The organism is Flavobacterium sp. XN-5 (assembly GCF_008033395.2).
In the GTDB taxonomy this organism is placed as follows: Bacteria; Bacteroidota; Bacteroidia; order Flavobacteriales; family Flavobacteriaceae; genus Flavobacterium; species Flavobacterium hiemivividum.
This window is the reverse complement of record NZ_VOGZ02000001.1, coordinates 682,928-697,819: the sequence shown is the minus strand read 5'-3', so window position 1 is coordinate 697,819 and position 14,892 is coordinate 682,928. Positions and strand designations below refer to the sequence as shown.

The following is a 14,892-nucleotide window of genomic DNA, read 5'->3' as shown; positions in this document are numbered from 1 at the left end:
TTGCTTAAACAGAGTCGAACTAAAAAGTTAATAATGAGAAAATCAATAACAGTCCTTTTTTTATTTGCCATTGTAGCCTTGGTAAGTAGTCAAAGCCAAATTATAAGCAGTCAAAAAACACCAGTTCAAAAAACGTCAATACCCAAAGACACTTTAAAGAAGTCAAAAGCAATAGTGCTTCAGCAAGAAATTAAAAAAGATACTATTGCGGAGAAAATGGGTGCTCTAGTTCCCTATAAAAAAGATGCGCATGCCTCTTATTATGCTAATAAGTTCCACGGTAGGAAAACTGCGAGCGGAGTGCCATTTGACATGAATAAATATACTGCAGCTCATAAGAAATTTCCTTTTGGCACCAAATTAAGGGTCACAAATCAAGCTAATGGAGAGTCTGTTATTGTCGAAGTTAATGATAGAGGACCATTTGTAAGATCTAGAGAAATTGATTTGTCTAAAAAGGCATTTATGGAAATAGCTAAAAATAAAGGTGCGGGAGTAATGATGGTAACTATCGAAGTCTTTAAGAATTAATCAACTCTTTGTTTATAGGGATTATTGCTTAAATAGGAATTGTAATATCTTTTATCATTAGTTACTTCTTTTCCCAGCCAACTTGGCTTTTCAAAAGTTTCGTTTTCAGATTGAAGTTCTATTTCGGCAATAACTAAACCTTCGTTTTCGCCATAAAATTCATCTACTTCATAGGTGTGAATTCCTATTTTAACTTCAAATCGAGTTTTGTCAATTATTCCTTTTTCACAGAGTAATAGTAAATTTTCAGCTTCGTTAACGGGAATTTCTTTTTCCCACTCAAAACGAGACATGCCTATTGCATTAGACACGCCTTTTATCGTTATATAGGCTTTGTTTCCTTTTAATCGAACACGAACCGTGCGTTCAGGAACTGAGCTTAAATAACCCTGTTTAATTCGGTTTTGAGAAAAAGCTTCTTTTTTATAAGCAGCTGAAGTGATTAAAAATTTTCGTTCTATTTCTAGCATTTTAAACTTTGTGTTGTTATTTATCTGAAGTGATTTCTGGCTGTATATTATATCTTTTAATGCAAGAATTGAAATAGATGTAGATTCTAATAAAATAGAAATATTGACATTTTGTCCGATTCTTTAGAAATACGATATTGATAATTCAAATGTATCAAATATTTGTACTCCAATGGAATGTTTTCATCGAAAACCTCTTTAATTTTGTGTTATGTTAGAACTTATTCCAAATCGAAAAATCATACACATCGACATGGATGCTTTTTATGCTTCGGTGGAACAACTGGATAATCCTGAATTGCGTGGTAAACCCATTGCCGTAGGCGGCTCAGAAAATCGTGGTGTTGTTGCGGCAGCGAGTTATGAAGCAAGGAAATTTGGTGTAAGAAGTGCGCTGAGTGGCGTTATGGCAAAAAAAAATTGTCCAGAACTTATTTTTGTCCCGCCAAGATTCGAAAGATATAAAGAGATTTCGAATCAAATTCATGCCATTTTTAAAGAGTATACTGATTTAGTGGAGCCGCTTTCACTTGATGAAGCCTATCTTGACGTAACTCATAATAAAAAAGGGAATCCGAGTGCGAGTCAGCTGGCTGAAGAAATTAGACTACGCATTTTTAATGAAGTCGGTCTAACGGCATCGGCGGGTATTTCAGTCAATAAGTTTGTTGCTAAAATAGCGAGTGATTATAATAAACCGAATGGACAAAAAACAGTAAATCCTGAGGAGGTAATTGGATTCTTGGAAAAATTGCCCATTCGGAAATTTTATGGTGTTGGAAAAGTAACGACCGAAAAAATGTATCAATTAGGGATTTTTACTGGTGTGGAGTTAAAAAGTAAATCATTGGAATTCTTAGAGAAGCATTTTGGGAAATCAGGTGGTTTTTATTACAATGTTGTGCGCGGAATTCATAATAGTGAGGTCAAATCAAACCGTATAACGAAATCAGTGGCTGCCGAACATACTTTTGATGTCAATCTTTCCTCGGAGGTATTTATGATGGAAGAATTAGAAATTATAGCTAATACATTAGACAAAAGACTTAAAAAACATAACATTTCGGGTAAAACAGTTACATTGAAAATTAAGTTTAGTGATTTTACGCAGCAAACTAGAAGTAAAACCCTACCTTATTTTATCGCGGACAAAGGGCTGATTTTAGAAACCGTAAAAGAACTTTTGTATCAAGAACGCATGAAAGATTCCGTTCGATTGCTAGGGATATCCTTAAATAATTTAAATACAGAAGTAAAGAAAGCAGTTATCGTACAGTTGAAATTTGATTTTTAACGCAAATTTAATGTGCTTCAACAAAAGTTAAAACAGCTCCAATAGCATTTTATTTTTTTATTTAAAATTATATTTGTTAAAAAATAACGATCATGTTAGATTTTAAACAATATGATATTGCAGTTGCAAGGCATCATAATAATCTAGATACAATAGCAGCACCTATTTTGTCATGGAACTTTCACCATAACTATTTAGATGTGTCAAAGAAAATTTATTTAGACTGCGATAAGTTGAATTTGATCGCAGGGACTAATAAATGGGGTGATTACGATTGGGATTTCAAAAACAAGTTAAAGGAGGAAGTGGTAATTGTTACTAATGCAAAATTAGAAATTGTATTTGCTTCTCATAACCTTACTAAAATGAATGGTTATACCGAAGAAGAAGTTTTAGGCAAATGCCCAAAGATGTTTCAGGGAACTGATTCAAATAGAACCACTTCTAGTGAAATTAGAAAAGCAATTCAACTACAACAACCTTTTGAAAAAACAGTTTTGAATTACAATAAGAATGGTGAAACCTACTTGTGTCTAATAAAAGGGTTTCCTGTATTTAATAGTAAGGGGAAACTATCTCATTTTATAGCTTTTGAAAAAGCGGCATAAAAAAAGCGCTTTTGTTTAAAAAGCGCTTTTTTGTATACTAAAATTTAAATTTAATCTTTGCTCGAAAGTTTAGAAAGTAGTCTTAAAAACTCAATGTACAACCATACAAGAGTAATCATTAAGCCCATTGCACCAAACCATTCCATATATTTAGGCATTTTTTCTTGTACTCCTTTTTCGATTCGGTCAAAGTCTAGAAACAAGTTTAAAGCAGCGATAATAATTACAAATACACTAATTCCAATACTCATCATTGAGTTGCCATGGTGGACAGGCTGAAAGCTCGTAAACATAGATACCACCCAAGAAATAAGATAGTATGTTGCGATTGCTAATGTAGCTGCTACAACAACTGATTTAAATTGCTCTGTTACTTTTACAATTTTGAATCGGTATAAACCTAAACAAACGGCAAAGGTTACAAATGTTGCACCAACTGCTTGAATTACAATTCCCGGATATTTAGCTTCAAAAATAGCAGAAATTCCTCCGATGAAAAGACCTTCAAATAAAGCATATCCAGGTGCCAAATAGGGTGAATATTGCGGTTTGAAAGCAGCAATTACCACTAAAACTAAGCCCGCTATTGCGCCACCCATTGCTGGTACTAATGGATTTGTACCATTAAAAGCCATCCACCAAATCACCATTGCAGAAGCGATAAGCAATAAAAATAAAAGTAATGTCTTGTTGATTGTTCCAGACAAAGTCATTTGATGATTGAAATCAATAACAGATGCATGGTGAATTTGTTCTTTTTCTGCTGCTGTTGTAGGAGAGAAAGATTTATTGGTTAAAAAAGGATTTTTAGATTGGAAATTCATGTTCTGTAAATTTTATTTTTTAATTGGTAAAACTAAATAAAATTAAGCACAAAAAATAACCGTCGTACTTAATTTCTTAGGAGACGTTTTTTATCAAGTTGGATTGGAACACAACAACTGACATTTTGGTAAGTAGAATTAGAAAAGAAATGCGACAAAAAGAAATTTATAGTCTAATTGAATTTTAGTGTAATTTTTTTTATTAATTTTATAATAATCCTAAAATCAGACTATTATGAATACAAAAAGACCAATTGTTTGGTTCGAAATCTATGTCGATGATATAGAAAGAGCCACAAAATTCTATGAAACTATTTTTGATGTTACATTAGAAGGATTGCCAAACCCCACAGAGGATGAATTACAAATGATGACTTTTCCTGGAGATATGAATGCCTATGGTGCCAACGGTGCTTTAGTGAAAGCGCAAGACGTAAAAGCAGGAGGGAATTCTACTCTTGTTTATTTTGGAAGTGCCGATTGCATTACTGAAGAACTGCGAATTGAAAAAGCTGGCGGTAGAATCTTCAGGCCTAAAATGGCTATAGGAGAATATGGTTTTATTACTTTATTTATGGATACGGAAGGAAATATGATTGGATTGCATTCTATGGAGTAAGGTGTAATGTAAAAGGTGTAAAACATATGTTGCATCAGTTCAAGTACAAATGCGATCGATTTAAAAGTAATTGTATTCTTCGAAAATAAAAAATCCGTCTCATTTAGTAACGAGACGGATTCTATAAATTTATTTTGGATAGTTTTACTATTCTATTTCTGAAACTCTCATGGTATTTACCATTCCTTTTTCTTTAATAGGCATAGCAGCTAAGTTGATTAGGAAATCTCCTTTAGTTACATATCCTTTTTGTCTTGCTATTTCATTTACATCAGTTACTGTGTCATCAGTACTAACTATTTTGTCGTAGTAGTATGATTTTACTCCCCATAACAAACTTAATTGTGTAAGAATTCTTTTGTTTGAGGTAAATACTAGAATATGGGCTGATGGTCTCCAAGCAGATATTTGAAATGCTGTGTAACCGCTATTTGTCAAAGTACAAATTGCTTTTGCTTTAATAGCATCGGCCATAATTGCAGCGTGACGACAAATTGTTTTAGTAATAAAACGTTTTGTTTTTATTTGTGGTGTGTTTTGAGGTACTTGAATTAATGGAGAGTTTTCTACAGCTTTAATAATCTGTGACATTTTCTCAATTACTTGTACAGGGTAATTTCCTGTAGCAGTTTCACCAGAAAGCATTACGGCATCTGCGCCATCCATTACAGAGTTTGCAACGTCATTTACTTCAGCTCTTGTTGGAGTTAAACTAGTAATCATAGTCTCCATCATTTGAGTAGCTACAATTACGGGAATTCGAGCCATTTTAGCCTTACGAATCAATTCTTTTTGAACTAATGGTACTTCATGCGCTGGAAGTTCAACTCCAAGGTCACCACGAGCTACCATTAAAGCATCACAGTAAGCGACGATCTTGTCGATGTTTTCTAGTGCTTCTGGCATTTCAATTTTAGCAACAATTGGAATTTTATAATCAGAATGTTCTGCAATCAAATATTGTAAGTCTTGTAAATCTTGAGGTGTTTTTACAAATGAAAGTGCAATCCAGTCTACTTTTTGTCCAATGGCAAAAATAGCATCTTCAATATCTTTCTCTGTCATTGCAGGAAGAGATATTTTAGTGTTTGGAAGATTCACTCCTTTTTTAGACTTCAATTCTCCACCTTGTATTACTCTGGCAATTACTTCGGTATTTTTGTCCGTTTCAACAATTTCGAAAATTAGTTTTCCGTCATCTAATAAAATTCTTTCTCCTGGATTCACATCATTTGGAAAGTTTTTATATTTCATGAACACTTTTTGAGCTGTTCCCAGAATATCTTCGGCAGTTGTAAACGTAATTAAATCACCGTCATTTACAACAACTCCTTCATTCATTACTCCTACACGAAGCTTTGGTCCTTGTAAATCACCAAGTATTGCTGTAGTATATCCAAACTCATCATTAAGATCTCTAATGATTTTCATTTTCTCTTTTACATCGGCATAATCGGCATGCGAAAAATTAACTCTAAACACATTTACACCTGCGTCAATCATGTCTTTTATAGTCTCTCTTGTGCTACATGCAGGTCCTAGTGTGGCTACAATTTTGGTTTTCTTGCTTGAAATCATTTGTATTAAAAAATTAAATTGTTTTTTGATTTTATTTGATTGGTATCGACAATATATGCTGCTGATACGTTATCAATGGTACTTAATGTCGTTTTTATTTCAGACACATCCAAGGTGTCTTCTGCATTTTCAATTTTTAAAAAATAATCTGCTTTTTTAAATTCTGGAAGCAGATATACTTTTGTAGAAATTTCCAGTGCCGTATTTGAAAATAAATTCTGGATCGCTTCTTCTTTTTGTTGGAGAACTTCGTTTTTATTTTGAATTAAATTCCAAGAAATTTCATTCTCTGAATCAAAATAAGAAAATCGAGCAAAATTAGTTTCACCTTCTTTAATATTGATTTGCACCTCGTCATTGCTTTTTGCTAAATTGACAGGAAGTTTTTGATTGATGAAATAGGCTAATCGATAATCTTCCAATGAAGTATGAATAGCAATTAAATAATAATCTATTTCGTCAAATTCGCCAAGGTCGAGTTTATGAATTGCCATATTCAATAAAAATAATGATGTAAATATACCATTTCTATTGAAGTTAAAGAGTGCAAAAATGTAATGATTTCGTTAATTTATGAACGAAAACGATGTAGTATTGATTAATTTGATATTATTTCTTGTCCATTTTCTCTTGCAATGCAAAATAGGTACGTTGCGATGCTTTTTCCTCTGCTTTCTTTTTGGAGGTAGCTCTTGCTTTTGCGATTACCTTTCCGTCGATACTTAATTTAACTCCAAAGTAACGCGTTCCATCAATTCCATTATCTTCATAGATGTCATAATGAAATATTTTTTTTTCTTTTTGACACCATTCGATTACTAAGCTTTTATAGCTGATTACTTTGCCTTCTAATCTGGAAATATCAACATAAGGCGTGACTACTCTTTTTTGAATGAATTTTTCGCAATAGATATAGCCTCTATCTAAGTAAATTGCACCTATCAAAGATTCAAAAATATTGCCGTGTACATTTTCTCCAAAATGCTGTACTGGAACTTTGCTTTCGATAAATTGAATTAGATTGAGATCTTTTCCTAATTCATTTAAATGTTCTCTACTGACAATTTTTGAACGCATTTTAGTAAGATAGCCTTCGTCTCCTTGAGGTGCTTTGTTAAATAAGTGTGCCGCAATTACGGAGCTTAACATAGCATCTCCTAAAAATTCTAATCGTTCATAATTTATAGGATTGCCTTCTGGTGTAATTTTACTAGTAGAACGGTGTGTAAATGCCTTTCTATAATGGTCTAAGTTTTTTGGAGGGAAACCTAAAATAGTTTGAATTTTATCAAAAAAAATCCCGTCTTCTAGATTTAGAGAACGGGATTTTGAAAATATTTTTTTTATTATATTCATGTTTGAATTAGAAGTCTAATTTTTTAACTAATACACATGCATTATGTCCTCCAAAACCAAATGTGTTGCTCATCACAACGTTCATTTCTCTTTTTTGTGCAACATTAAAAGTGAAATTTAATTTAGGATCAATATTTTCATCATCTGTTAGATGATTTATTGTTGGAGGTACTATTCCGTATTTCATCGAAAGAATTGCAGATATAGTTTCAACAGCACCAGCAGCACCTAATAAGTGACCTGTCATAGATTTTGTTGAGTTTAAATTCATTTTATAAGCGTGTTCGCCAAAAACATGTGTGATTGCTTTAGATTCAGCTAAATCTCCTAGCGGAGTAGAAGTTCCGTGCATGTTCACGCCGTCAACATCTGTTGGTTTTAAACCAGCATCTCTTAAACAGTTTAACATTACGTTTTTCGCACCTAAACCTTCTGGATGTGGAGCTGTAATATGATGTGCATCTGCTGACATACCGCCACCACCAATTTCACAATAAATAGTTGCGCCACGAGCGATTGCGTGTTCGTATTCTTCAAGAATTAATGCTCCTGCTCCTTCTCCTAAAACAAAACCATCTCTGTCTTTGTCCATTGGTCTAGAAGCTGTTTTTGGATCGTCATTTCTTGTAGATAGAGCGTGCATAGCATTAAATCCGCCCATACCTGCTATTGTTACTGCGGCTTCAGAACCTCCAGTTACCATAACATCTGCATGTCCTAATCTAATGTAATTGAAAGCATCTATAATTGCATTTGTTGAAGATGCACAAGCAGAAACGGTTGCGAAATTTGGTCCTCTAAAACCGTATTTGATAGATATATGGCCAGAAGCTATATCTGAAATCATTTTTGGAATAAAGAAAGGATTGAATTTTGGAGTACCGTCACCAGCTGCATAGTTTAACATTTCGATTTGAAAAGTTTCTAACCCACCAATACCTGATCCCCAGATAACGCCTGCTCTATCTTTATCTAATTTTTCAAAATCGAAACCAGCGTCAGTTACAGCTTCTTCTGAAGCGACCATAGCATATTGTGCATAGCGGTCCATTTTTCTAGCTTCTTTTCTGTCTAAAAAATCTTCGGCATTAAAGTTCTTTAGTTCACATGCAAAATGAGTTCTAAATTTAGCAGGATCAAAATAAGTTATTGGGGCAGCTCCACTAACACCGTTAATAAGAGCGTTCCAATATTCTTGAATATTATTTCCAATAGGAGTAAGAGCACCTAAACCTGTCACAACAACTCGCTTTAATACCATAACTTGTATATTTTGTTATCTTTAAACAAATAAAACCCATGCTTTCTTCACTGTATTATTACAAAAGAGCTATGGGTATTACAATAAATATCTTTTTTGATTGAAAGATCAATCTTAAACTTAATTTTAAAAAAATAATAACACCCGCGTCCAATAAAGTAAGCGGGTGTTTAAATTATTATTTTTTAGCTTCTTCGATGTAAGAAATAGCTTGGCCAACAGTAGCAATGTTTTCTGCTTGGTCGTCTGGAATTTGAATGTCAAATTCTTTTTCGAATTCCATAATAAGCTCAACAGTGTCTAATGAGTCAGCTCCTAAATCATTAGTGAAGCTTGCTTCTGTTACAACTTCGTTTTCGTCAACACCTAATTTGTCTACGATAATCGCTTTTACTCTTGATGCAATGTCTGACATAATCTTTAATTTTAGAATTTAATTTGTTGGCAAAAATAAAAAACTTTATTTTAAAACCACACATAAGTTGATAAATGTGTCAACTAATTTATTAAATATATTTTGACAAACAGGTCGCAATGTTATTTATTTTCATTTTTTATGCCTTTTTTTGCGTAATCAAAACGAGGTAGGTCATGAAAAAAATAGTTGTTTTTGCTTCTGGATCGGGTACTAATGCTGAAAATATCATTAAATATTTTGCTAAAAGTGCCGCCGAAACTGTAGTTGCGGTTTTTACAAATAATCCATCTGCGATGGTTATCGAGAGAGCAAAAAATCATAAAATACGAACAGAGATTTTTTCGAAAACAGAGTTAAATGAAGGTAAAGTACTACAGAAAATTGATGCTATAGCGCCAGATTTAATTGTTCTGGCTGGGTTTTTACTTAAATTCCCAGAGGATATTATTGCTAACTATCCTAATAAGATCATAAACATACATCCAGCTTTATTGCCTAATTATGGAGGAAAAGGTATGTATGGAATGAATGTTCATAGAGCCATTGTTGAGAATAAGGAAACCGAAACGGGAATAACTATTCATTATGTAAATGAAAATTACGATGAAGGTGGTTCTATTTTTCAAAAGAAAATAAAATTATCAGGAAATGAAACCCCGGAGGATATAGCTGAAAAAATCCATGAATTAGAGCAGGAGTTTTTTCCTCAGGTAATCGCTGGATTGCTAAAGTAAGTACTTAAGTTTTATTTCTAAAATTCTATTTTGACTACAATGAGTTACGATGTACATATATATACAGATGGTGCTGCCAAAGGAAATCCTGGAAAAGGAGGCTACGGTGTAGTTATGGAAAGTGTGAAAATGGGTAAAACCTATAGGAGAGAATTCTATGAAGGGTTTAGGTTAACTACTAATAATAGGATGGAGCTTTTAGCTGTAATTGTTGGGCTAGAAAAATTAAAGAATCCCGATACAAAAGTTCTTGTTGTTTCAGATTCTAAGTATGTAGTGGATTCTGTATTGAAGAAATGGGTTTTTGGTTGGGAGAAAAAAAAGTTTATCGATCGAAAGAATTCCGATTTATGGAAACGTCTTTTGGTTATATATCGAAAGCATCAAGTAGATTTTAAATGGATTAAAGGACATAATAATCACCCGCAGAATGAACGATGTGATGAACTTGCTGTGATGGCTACGCAAAATACTCCCTTGTCAATAGATGCTTTTTATGAGAAGGAGGAAGGTAAATTATTGTGAAAATTTTCAGGGATTGAGACTTTGCAGTATTGTAACTTATAACTACCTTTGCGCTTTAATTCCAAACTCAAAAAATGAACAAATTATTGATTGTCGGGACTGTCGCTTTCGACGCAATTGAAACTCCTTTTGGTAAAACAGATAAAATTTTAGGTGGCGCTGGGACGTATATAGGTCTTTCTGCTTCTTTTTTTAATTTGCAATCAGCAATAGTTTCTGTAGTAGGCGATGATTTTCCACAAGAGTATTTAGATTTATTGACAGAACGAAATATTGATATTTCTGGTCTTGAAGTAGTTAAAGGAGGGAAAACTTTCTTTTGGAGTGGTCGTTACCATAATGATTTAAACTCTAGAGATACTTTAGATACACAATTAAATGTTTTAGCTGATTTTCAGCCGAAAGTTCCAGAAAACTATAAAAACGCTGATGTGGTGATGCTGGGAAACTTGCATCCATTAGTGCAAAGCAGTGTTTTAGATCAAATGGAAACCAAACCAAAATTAGTGGTTTTAGACACTATGAATTTTTGGATGGACTGTGCGTTACCGGAATTACTTGAGGTAATGAAACGCGTGGATGTAATTGCAATCAATGATGAGGAAGCAAGACAACTTTCTGGAGAGTATTCTTTAGTTAAGGCTGCTGCCAAAATCCAATCTATGGGACCAAAATATGTTGTAATTAAAAAAGGAGAACATGGTGCTTTACTGTTTCATGATCTTCAGGTCTTCTTTGCGCCAGCTTTGCCACTAGAAGAAGTTTTTGATCCTACAGGTGCAGGAGATACTTTTGCAGGTGGATTTGCAGGGTTTATTACACAGAGTGAAAATGTGTCATTCGAAAATATGAAGAATGCCATTATCTATGGCTCTAATTTAGCGTCCTTTTGTGTTGAGAAATTTGGAACAGAAAGAATGGTTGATTTAGAGAAAAAAGAAGTAGTGTCAAGATTGAAACAATTCAAATCTTTAACACAATTTGATATAGAATTATAATGTATTATAAGCCTCGGAAACGGGGCTTTTTTGATTAATAGTTCGGATTTTACATATTATTTGTAAGAATTTATAATAGAAAAAAAAACAACACAACAAACTACAATACGATGAGCGATGCTTTACAACACGAATGTGGGATAGCCTTAGTTAGACTACTTAAACCGCTTGAATTTTACAAAGAGAAATACGGGACTGCTTTCTACGGAATTCAGAAAATGTATCTTCTAATGGAGAAACAACACAACCGTGGACAGGATGGTGCTGGTTTTGCAAGTATAAAACTGGATGTCGAACCAGGCGAAAGATATATTAGCCGAGTGCGATCGAATCATGCTCAACCCATCCAAGATGTATTTGCTCAAATTAATGACAGAGTAAATGAGGAAATGGCTGCGCATCCTGAATACGCAGATAATGTAGCACTTCAAAAAGCAAATATTCCTTACATAGGCGAATTGTTTTTAGGACATGTTCGTTATGGTACTTTCGGTAAAAACAGTATTGAGAGTGTACACCCGTTTTTACGTCAAAACAACTGGATGCACAGGAATCTGATATTAGCCGGAAATTTCAATATGACTAATGTAAAGGAACTTTTTCAAAGTCTAATCGAATTAGGTCAACATCCAAAAGAGATGGCGGATACGGTTACTGTAATGGAAAAAATTGGTCATTTTCTTGACGACGAAGTTACTGATTTGTACCAAGAATGTAAAAACGAAGGTTTAACAAAAAGAGAAGCTTCTCCGGTTATTGCAGAAAGATTAGACGTTGCTAAAATATTAACTAGAGCTTCTAAAAATTTAGATGGTGGTTATGCTATGGCAGGACTTCTAGGGCATGGAGATGCATTTGTGTTTAGAGACCCAGCTGGGATACGTCCCGCTTACTTTTATCAGGATGATGAAGTGGTAGTTGTTGCTTCTGAAAGACCGGTTATTCAAACTGTATTCAATGTTCCATTTGAAGCGGTTCAAGAAATAGATCCTGGAAAAGCTTTAATAATCAAGAAAAATGGAAATGTTTCTATGAAAGAAATTCTTCCTCCAACGGTTAAGAAAGCCTGTTCGTTTGAAAGAATCTATTTTTCAAGAGGAAGCGATGCTGAAATATATCAAGAAAGAAAAAATCTTGGACGGTTAATTTTGCCAGCAGTTCTGGATGCGATAGATCAAGATACGGATAATACTGTTTTTTCTTATATTCCAAATACGGCTGAAACCTCATTTTATGGTCTAGTTGAGGCGGCTCAGGACTTTTTAAATCAAAGAAAGAAAAATTACATTCTTAAAAATAGAACTAAATTAACTAAGGAATCCTTAGATGAATTGCTTTCGGTAAAGATACGTACTGAGAAAGTTGCGATTAAAGATGCTAAACTAAGAACATTTATTACCGAAGATAGTAGTAGAGATGATTTGGTGGCTCATATTTATGATGTGACCTACGGTGTGATAAAGCCTACAGACAATTTAGTGATTATTGATGACAGCATTGTAAGAGGAACGACTTTAAAAATGAGCATTATCAAGATGATGGATCGTTTGAAACCGAAAAGTATTGTTATCGTTTCATCTGCGCCACAAATTAGGTATCCAGATTGTTATGGTATCGATATGGCTAAGTTAGAAGGTTTGGTAGCGTTTAGAGCTGCTTTGGAGCTTCTTAAAGACAGAAACCTGTATCATATTGTTGATGAAGTTTATTTGAAATGTAAAGCGCAGGAAAATTATAAAGATCCTGATGTAATAAACTACGTGACTGCAATTTATGAGCCATTTCAGCCACAAGAGATTTCAGATAAAATAGCAGAGATGTTGAGCTCACCAGAAATTAATGCCGAAGTAAAAATTATATTTCAAACAGTTGAAGATTTACATGTCGCCTGTCCGAAAAACTTAGGTGATTGGTACTTTACGGGAGATTATCCTACAGCTGGTGGTAACCGAGTAGTTAATAGAGCTTTTATGAATTTTTATGAAGGAAAAGACGCTAGGGCATATTAGTCCAATATATGTATTTAAACGTTAATATTGGTCGTTTGTCTGAATTTTTTGCCATTATCTTTCATTTACTTTAATTTCGGCTCACCATAAAATTAGTAGGTTAAGTTTATGGTAGATTTGGGGCAAAAAAGGTGGAAGTAATTCCACCTTTTTTATTGGAATAAAGTTGACGAGAGAAAGCGGATAGTTTCAAATTTTGAAATTATCCGCTTTTTTTTAGTGTTACGATTCAAGTTTCAGATGTAGTTTTTAGTTCAATATGTATTTTACTTTTTTTAAGTTTAGATCAATCTACGAAAGCTCGTTTTATTTTAGAGTATATTCTTATAATTCAGTAGCTTAACGTTTTTATAGGTTATTCATCCCTAATAATTGTAAATGGAATTCTTTTGCCTTAAGTTTACTTCACCATAAAATTAGTAGGTTAAGTTTATGGTAGATTTGGGGCAAAAAAGGTGGAAGCAATTCCGCCTTTTTTATTGGAGTAAAATACAGATGCAATTTTGAGCTATAGTAGTTGTAAGGATTGTTGTCATTAAAATCAATTTTGGAAGTTTTTATTCTCTTTAAATTTTATGTAATTCAATATAAATCAATGCATTAACGCTTTTATTGGTTGTTCATCTTAAATATTTGTTGATAGAATTCTTTTACCTTAAATTTATTTTACCATAAAATTAGTAGGTTAAGTTTATGGTAGATTTGGGGCAAAAAAGGTGGGAGCAATTCCGCCTTTTTTATGGAGAAAATTGAAGTGTGGAGATATGAAGTTAGAGCGTAGAAGTCAAATAAAAAAGTCGAATGAACTATGTAGCTCATTCGACTTTTTATTCCGAAAGTTTAGAAAGGTTGGATTCACAATTCGCACTTACCATTTCTAACTTTTAACCTTCTTTATTATTTTTCAGATGCGTATCTTCTTGAAACTTCTATCCAGTTGATAACATTGAAAAAAGCTTCAATATAGTCAGGTCTTCTGTTTTGATAATGTAAATAATAAGCATGTTCCCAAACGTCCATTCCTAAGATTGGAGTTCCGCCACAACCTACACCTGGCATTAATGGATTGTCTTGATTTGGAGTTCCGCAAACATCTAGTTTTCCACCTTTATGTACACATAGCCAAGCCCAACCTGAACCAAATTGTGTAGCTCCAGCCTTACTGAATTTTGCTTTAAATTCTTCAAAAGAACCAAAAGCACTTTCAATAGCAGTTAGTAAATCTCCGTTTGGAAGTCCTCCACCATTTGGTGCCATTATATTCCAGAAAAGATTGTGATTGTAAAATCCTCCACCATTATTACGAACGGCAGCATTTTTCATGTCAAGGTTAATTAAAATATTTTCGATTGTCTTGCCTTCCATATCGGTACCTGCAATTGCTGCATTAAGGTTCGTCGTATAAGCATTGTGATGCTTCGAGTGGTGGATTTCCATCGTACGTGCATCAATATTTGGTTCTAATGCGTCATACGCATAAGGTAATTGAGGTAATTCAAAAGCCATGATATATTTGTTTAATGATTTATAAAAAATTTATTCAAATTTAAACATTTAACTTCGGAATTCGAAATTCTATTTAGCTATTATAACATTAATTTAATTGATACCGGTATTTTTGCATGCGATTATCTACCTTTAGAGGTATCTTTTAAGTATTGTTTTCG

16 protein-coding genes are annotated in these 14,892 nt (G+C 33.5%); 8 read left to right on the top strand and 8 right to left on the bottom strand.

Annotated elements, in window-relative coordinates; translation table 11 throughout:
- The first annotated feature begins 33 nt into the window (after positions 1–33).
- Positions 34–531, top strand: a complete 498-nt coding sequence (locus FQU23_RS03130) for a septal ring lytic transglycosylase RlpA family protein (RefSeq protein ID WP_147672534.1) — start codon at positions 34–36, stop codon at positions 529–531.
- On the opposite strand, the gene FQU23_RS03125 is transcribed toward FQU23_RS03130, so the two are convergent.
- Complete coding sequence (locus FQU23_RS03125) at positions 528–1,001, bottom strand: CYTH domain-containing protein (RefSeq protein ID WP_147672533.1); 474 nt, start codon at positions 999–1,001, stop codon at positions 528–530. The genes FQU23_RS03130 and FQU23_RS03125 overlap by 4 nt on opposite strands.
- 211 nt (positions 1,002–1,212) lie before the next feature.
- Here FQU23_RS03125 and dinB point away from each other — a divergent pair, with 211 nt between their 5' ends.
- Both dinB and FQU23_RS03115 read left to right on the top strand, forming a co-directional pair.
- The gene (gene dinB / locus FQU23_RS03120) at positions 1,213–2,295 is read left to right on the top strand and encodes a DNA polymerase IV (RefSeq protein ID WP_147672532.1); all 1,083 of its coding nucleotides are present in this window, start codon (positions 1,213–1,215) and stop codon (positions 2,293–2,295) included.
- Positions 2,296–2,387: 92 nt separating this feature from the next.
- Positions 2,388–2,903 carry a PAS domain-containing protein gene (locus FQU23_RS03115; RefSeq protein ID WP_147672531.1) on the top strand — a complete coding sequence of 172 codons (516 nt, stop codon included), beginning with the start codon at positions 2,388–2,390 and terminating at the stop codon, positions 2,901–2,903.
- A 50-nt stretch (positions 2,904–2,953) separates the two neighbouring features.
- On the opposite strand, the gene FQU23_RS03110 is transcribed toward FQU23_RS03115, so the two are convergent.
- Positions 2,954–3,727: a Bax inhibitor-1/YccA family protein gene (locus FQU23_RS03110; protein WP_147672530.1), complete on the bottom strand. Its 774-nt coding sequence runs from the start codon at positions 3,725–3,727 to the stop codon at positions 2,954–2,956.
- 235 nt (positions 3,728–3,962) lie between these two features.
- Between FQU23_RS03110 and FQU23_RS03105 the strand changes: the two genes are divergently transcribed.
- Positions 3,963–4,346, top strand: coding sequence for a VOC family protein (locus tag FQU23_RS03105; protein WP_147672529.1), 384 nt, complete (start codon positions 3,963–3,965; stop codon positions 4,344–4,346).
- Between the two features lie 147 nt (positions 4,347–4,493).
- Here FQU23_RS03105 and pyk read toward each other — a convergent pair whose 3' ends face one another.
- The 5 genes from pyk to FQU23_RS03080 all read right to left on the bottom strand — a co-directional run bounded on the left by pyk (position 4,494) and on the right by FQU23_RS03080 (position 8,956).
- Complete coding sequence (gene pyk / locus FQU23_RS03100) at positions 4,494–5,924, bottom strand: pyruvate kinase (RefSeq protein ID WP_147672528.1); 1,431 nt, start codon at positions 5,922–5,924, stop codon at positions 4,494–4,496.
- Positions 5,925–5,929: 5 nt separating this feature from the next.
- A complete protein-coding gene (locus tag FQU23_RS03095) occupies positions 5,930–6,418 on the bottom strand; it encodes an IPExxxVDY family protein (RefSeq protein ID WP_147672527.1) in 489 nt (162 codons plus the stop codon).
- A 115-nt stretch (positions 6,419–6,533) separates the two neighbouring features.
- Positions 6,534–7,280, bottom strand: a complete 747-nt coding sequence (gene rnc / locus FQU23_RS03090; protein ID WP_132109017.1) for a ribonuclease III — start codon at positions 7,278–7,280, stop codon at positions 6,534–6,536.
- A gap of 7 nt (positions 7,281–7,287) precedes the next feature.
- The gene (fabF, locus tag FQU23_RS03085; RefSeq protein WP_147672526.1) at positions 7,288–8,541 is read right to left on the bottom strand and encodes a beta-ketoacyl-ACP synthase II; all 1,254 of its coding nucleotides are present in this window, start codon (positions 8,539–8,541) and stop codon (positions 7,288–7,290) included.
- Between the two features lie 178 nt (positions 8,542–8,719).
- Positions 8,720–8,956, bottom strand: a complete 237-nt coding sequence (locus FQU23_RS03080; protein ID WP_007137004.1) for an acyl carrier protein — start codon at positions 8,954–8,956, stop codon at positions 8,720–8,722.
- 176 nt (positions 8,957–9,132) lie between these two features.
- On the opposite strand from FQU23_RS03080, the gene FQU23_RS03075 reads away from it, so the two are divergent.
- The 4 genes from FQU23_RS03075 (at position 9,133) to FQU23_RS03060 (ending at position 13,225) form a co-directional block, all read left to right on the top strand.
- A complete protein-coding gene (locus FQU23_RS03075) occupies positions 9,133–9,693 on the top strand; it encodes a phosphoribosylglycinamide formyltransferase (protein WP_147672525.1) in 561 nt (186 codons plus the stop codon).
- 39 nt (positions 9,694–9,732) lie between these two features.
- On the top strand, positions 9,733–10,218 hold the full coding sequence (gene rnhA / locus FQU23_RS03070; RefSeq protein ID WP_132109342.1) for a ribonuclease HI: 486 nt from the start codon (positions 9,733–9,735) through the stop codon (positions 10,216–10,218).
- A gap of 74 nt (positions 10,219–10,292) precedes the next feature.
- Positions 10,293–11,216: a PfkB family carbohydrate kinase gene (locus tag FQU23_RS03065; RefSeq protein ID WP_147672524.1), complete on the top strand. Its 924-nt coding sequence runs from the start codon at positions 10,293–10,295 to the stop codon at positions 11,214–11,216.
- 110 nt (positions 11,217–11,326) lie between these two features.
- Entirely contained in the window at positions 11,327–13,225 is a 1,899-nt protein-coding gene (locus tag FQU23_RS03060; protein ID WP_147672523.1) for an amidophosphoribosyltransferase, read from the top strand.
- An 897-nt stretch (positions 13,226–14,122) separates the two neighbouring features.
- Here the strand turns inward: FQU23_RS03060 and FQU23_RS03055 are convergent.
- Entirely contained in the window at positions 14,123–14,731 is a 609-nt protein-coding gene (locus FQU23_RS03055) for a superoxide dismutase (RefSeq protein WP_147672522.1), read from the bottom strand.
- Between the last annotated feature and the right edge of the window lie 161 nt (positions 14,732–14,892).

Bases quoted from the DNA above. Each gene is read 5' to 3' on its own strand.
- FQU23_RS03130 (WP_147672534.1), top strand. From the start codon at position 34: ATGAGAAAATCAATAACAGTCCTTTTTTTATTTGCCATTGTAGCCTTG.
- FQU23_RS03125 (WP_147672533.1), bottom strand. From the start codon at position 1,001: ATGCTAGAAATAGAACGAAAATTTTTAATCACTTCAGCTGCTTATAAA.
- dinB (WP_147672532.1), top strand. From the start codon at position 1,213: ATGTTAGAACTTATTCCAAATCGAAAAATCATACACATCGACATGGAT.
- FQU23_RS03115 (WP_147672531.1), top strand. From the start codon at position 2,388: ATGTTAGATTTTAAACAATATGATATTGCAGTTGCAAGGCATCATAAT.
- FQU23_RS03110 (WP_147672530.1), bottom strand. From the start codon at position 3,727: ATGAATTTCCAATCTAAAAATCCTTTTTTAACCAATAAATCTTTCTCT.
- FQU23_RS03105 (WP_147672529.1), top strand. From the start codon at position 3,963: ATGAATACAAAAAGACCAATTGTTTGGTTCGAAATCTATGTCGATGAT.
- pyk (WP_147672528.1), bottom strand. From the start codon at position 5,924: ATGATTTCAAGCAAGAAAACCAAAATTGTAGCCACACTAGGACCTGCA.
- FQU23_RS03095 (WP_147672527.1), bottom strand. From the start codon at position 6,418: ATGGCAATTCATAAACTCGACCTTGGCGAATTTGACGAAATAGATTAT.
- rnc (WP_132109017.1), bottom strand. From the start codon at position 7,280: ATGAATATAATAAAAAAAATATTTTCAAAATCCCGTTCTCTAAATCTA.
- fabF (WP_147672526.1), bottom strand. From the start codon at position 8,541: ATGGTATTAAAGCGAGTTGTTGTGACAGGTTTAGGTGCTCTTACTCCT.
- FQU23_RS03080 (WP_007137004.1), bottom strand. From the start codon at position 8,956: ATGTCAGACATTGCATCAAGAGTAAAAGCGATTATCGTAGACAAATTA.
- FQU23_RS03075 (WP_147672525.1), top strand. From the start codon at position 9,133: ATGAAAAAAATAGTTGTTTTTGCTTCTGGATCGGGTACTAATGCTGAA.
- rnhA (WP_132109342.1), top strand. From the start codon at position 9,733: ATGAGTTACGATGTACATATATATACAGATGGTGCTGCCAAAGGAAAT.
- FQU23_RS03065 (WP_147672524.1), top strand. From the start codon at position 10,293: ATGAACAAATTATTGATTGTCGGGACTGTCGCTTTCGACGCAATTGAA.
- FQU23_RS03060 (WP_147672523.1), top strand. From the start codon at position 11,327: ATGAGCGATGCTTTACAACACGAATGTGGGATAGCCTTAGTTAGACTA.
- FQU23_RS03055 (WP_147672522.1), bottom strand. From the start codon at position 14,731: ATGGCTTTTGAATTACCTCAATTACCTTATGCGTATGACGCATTAGAA.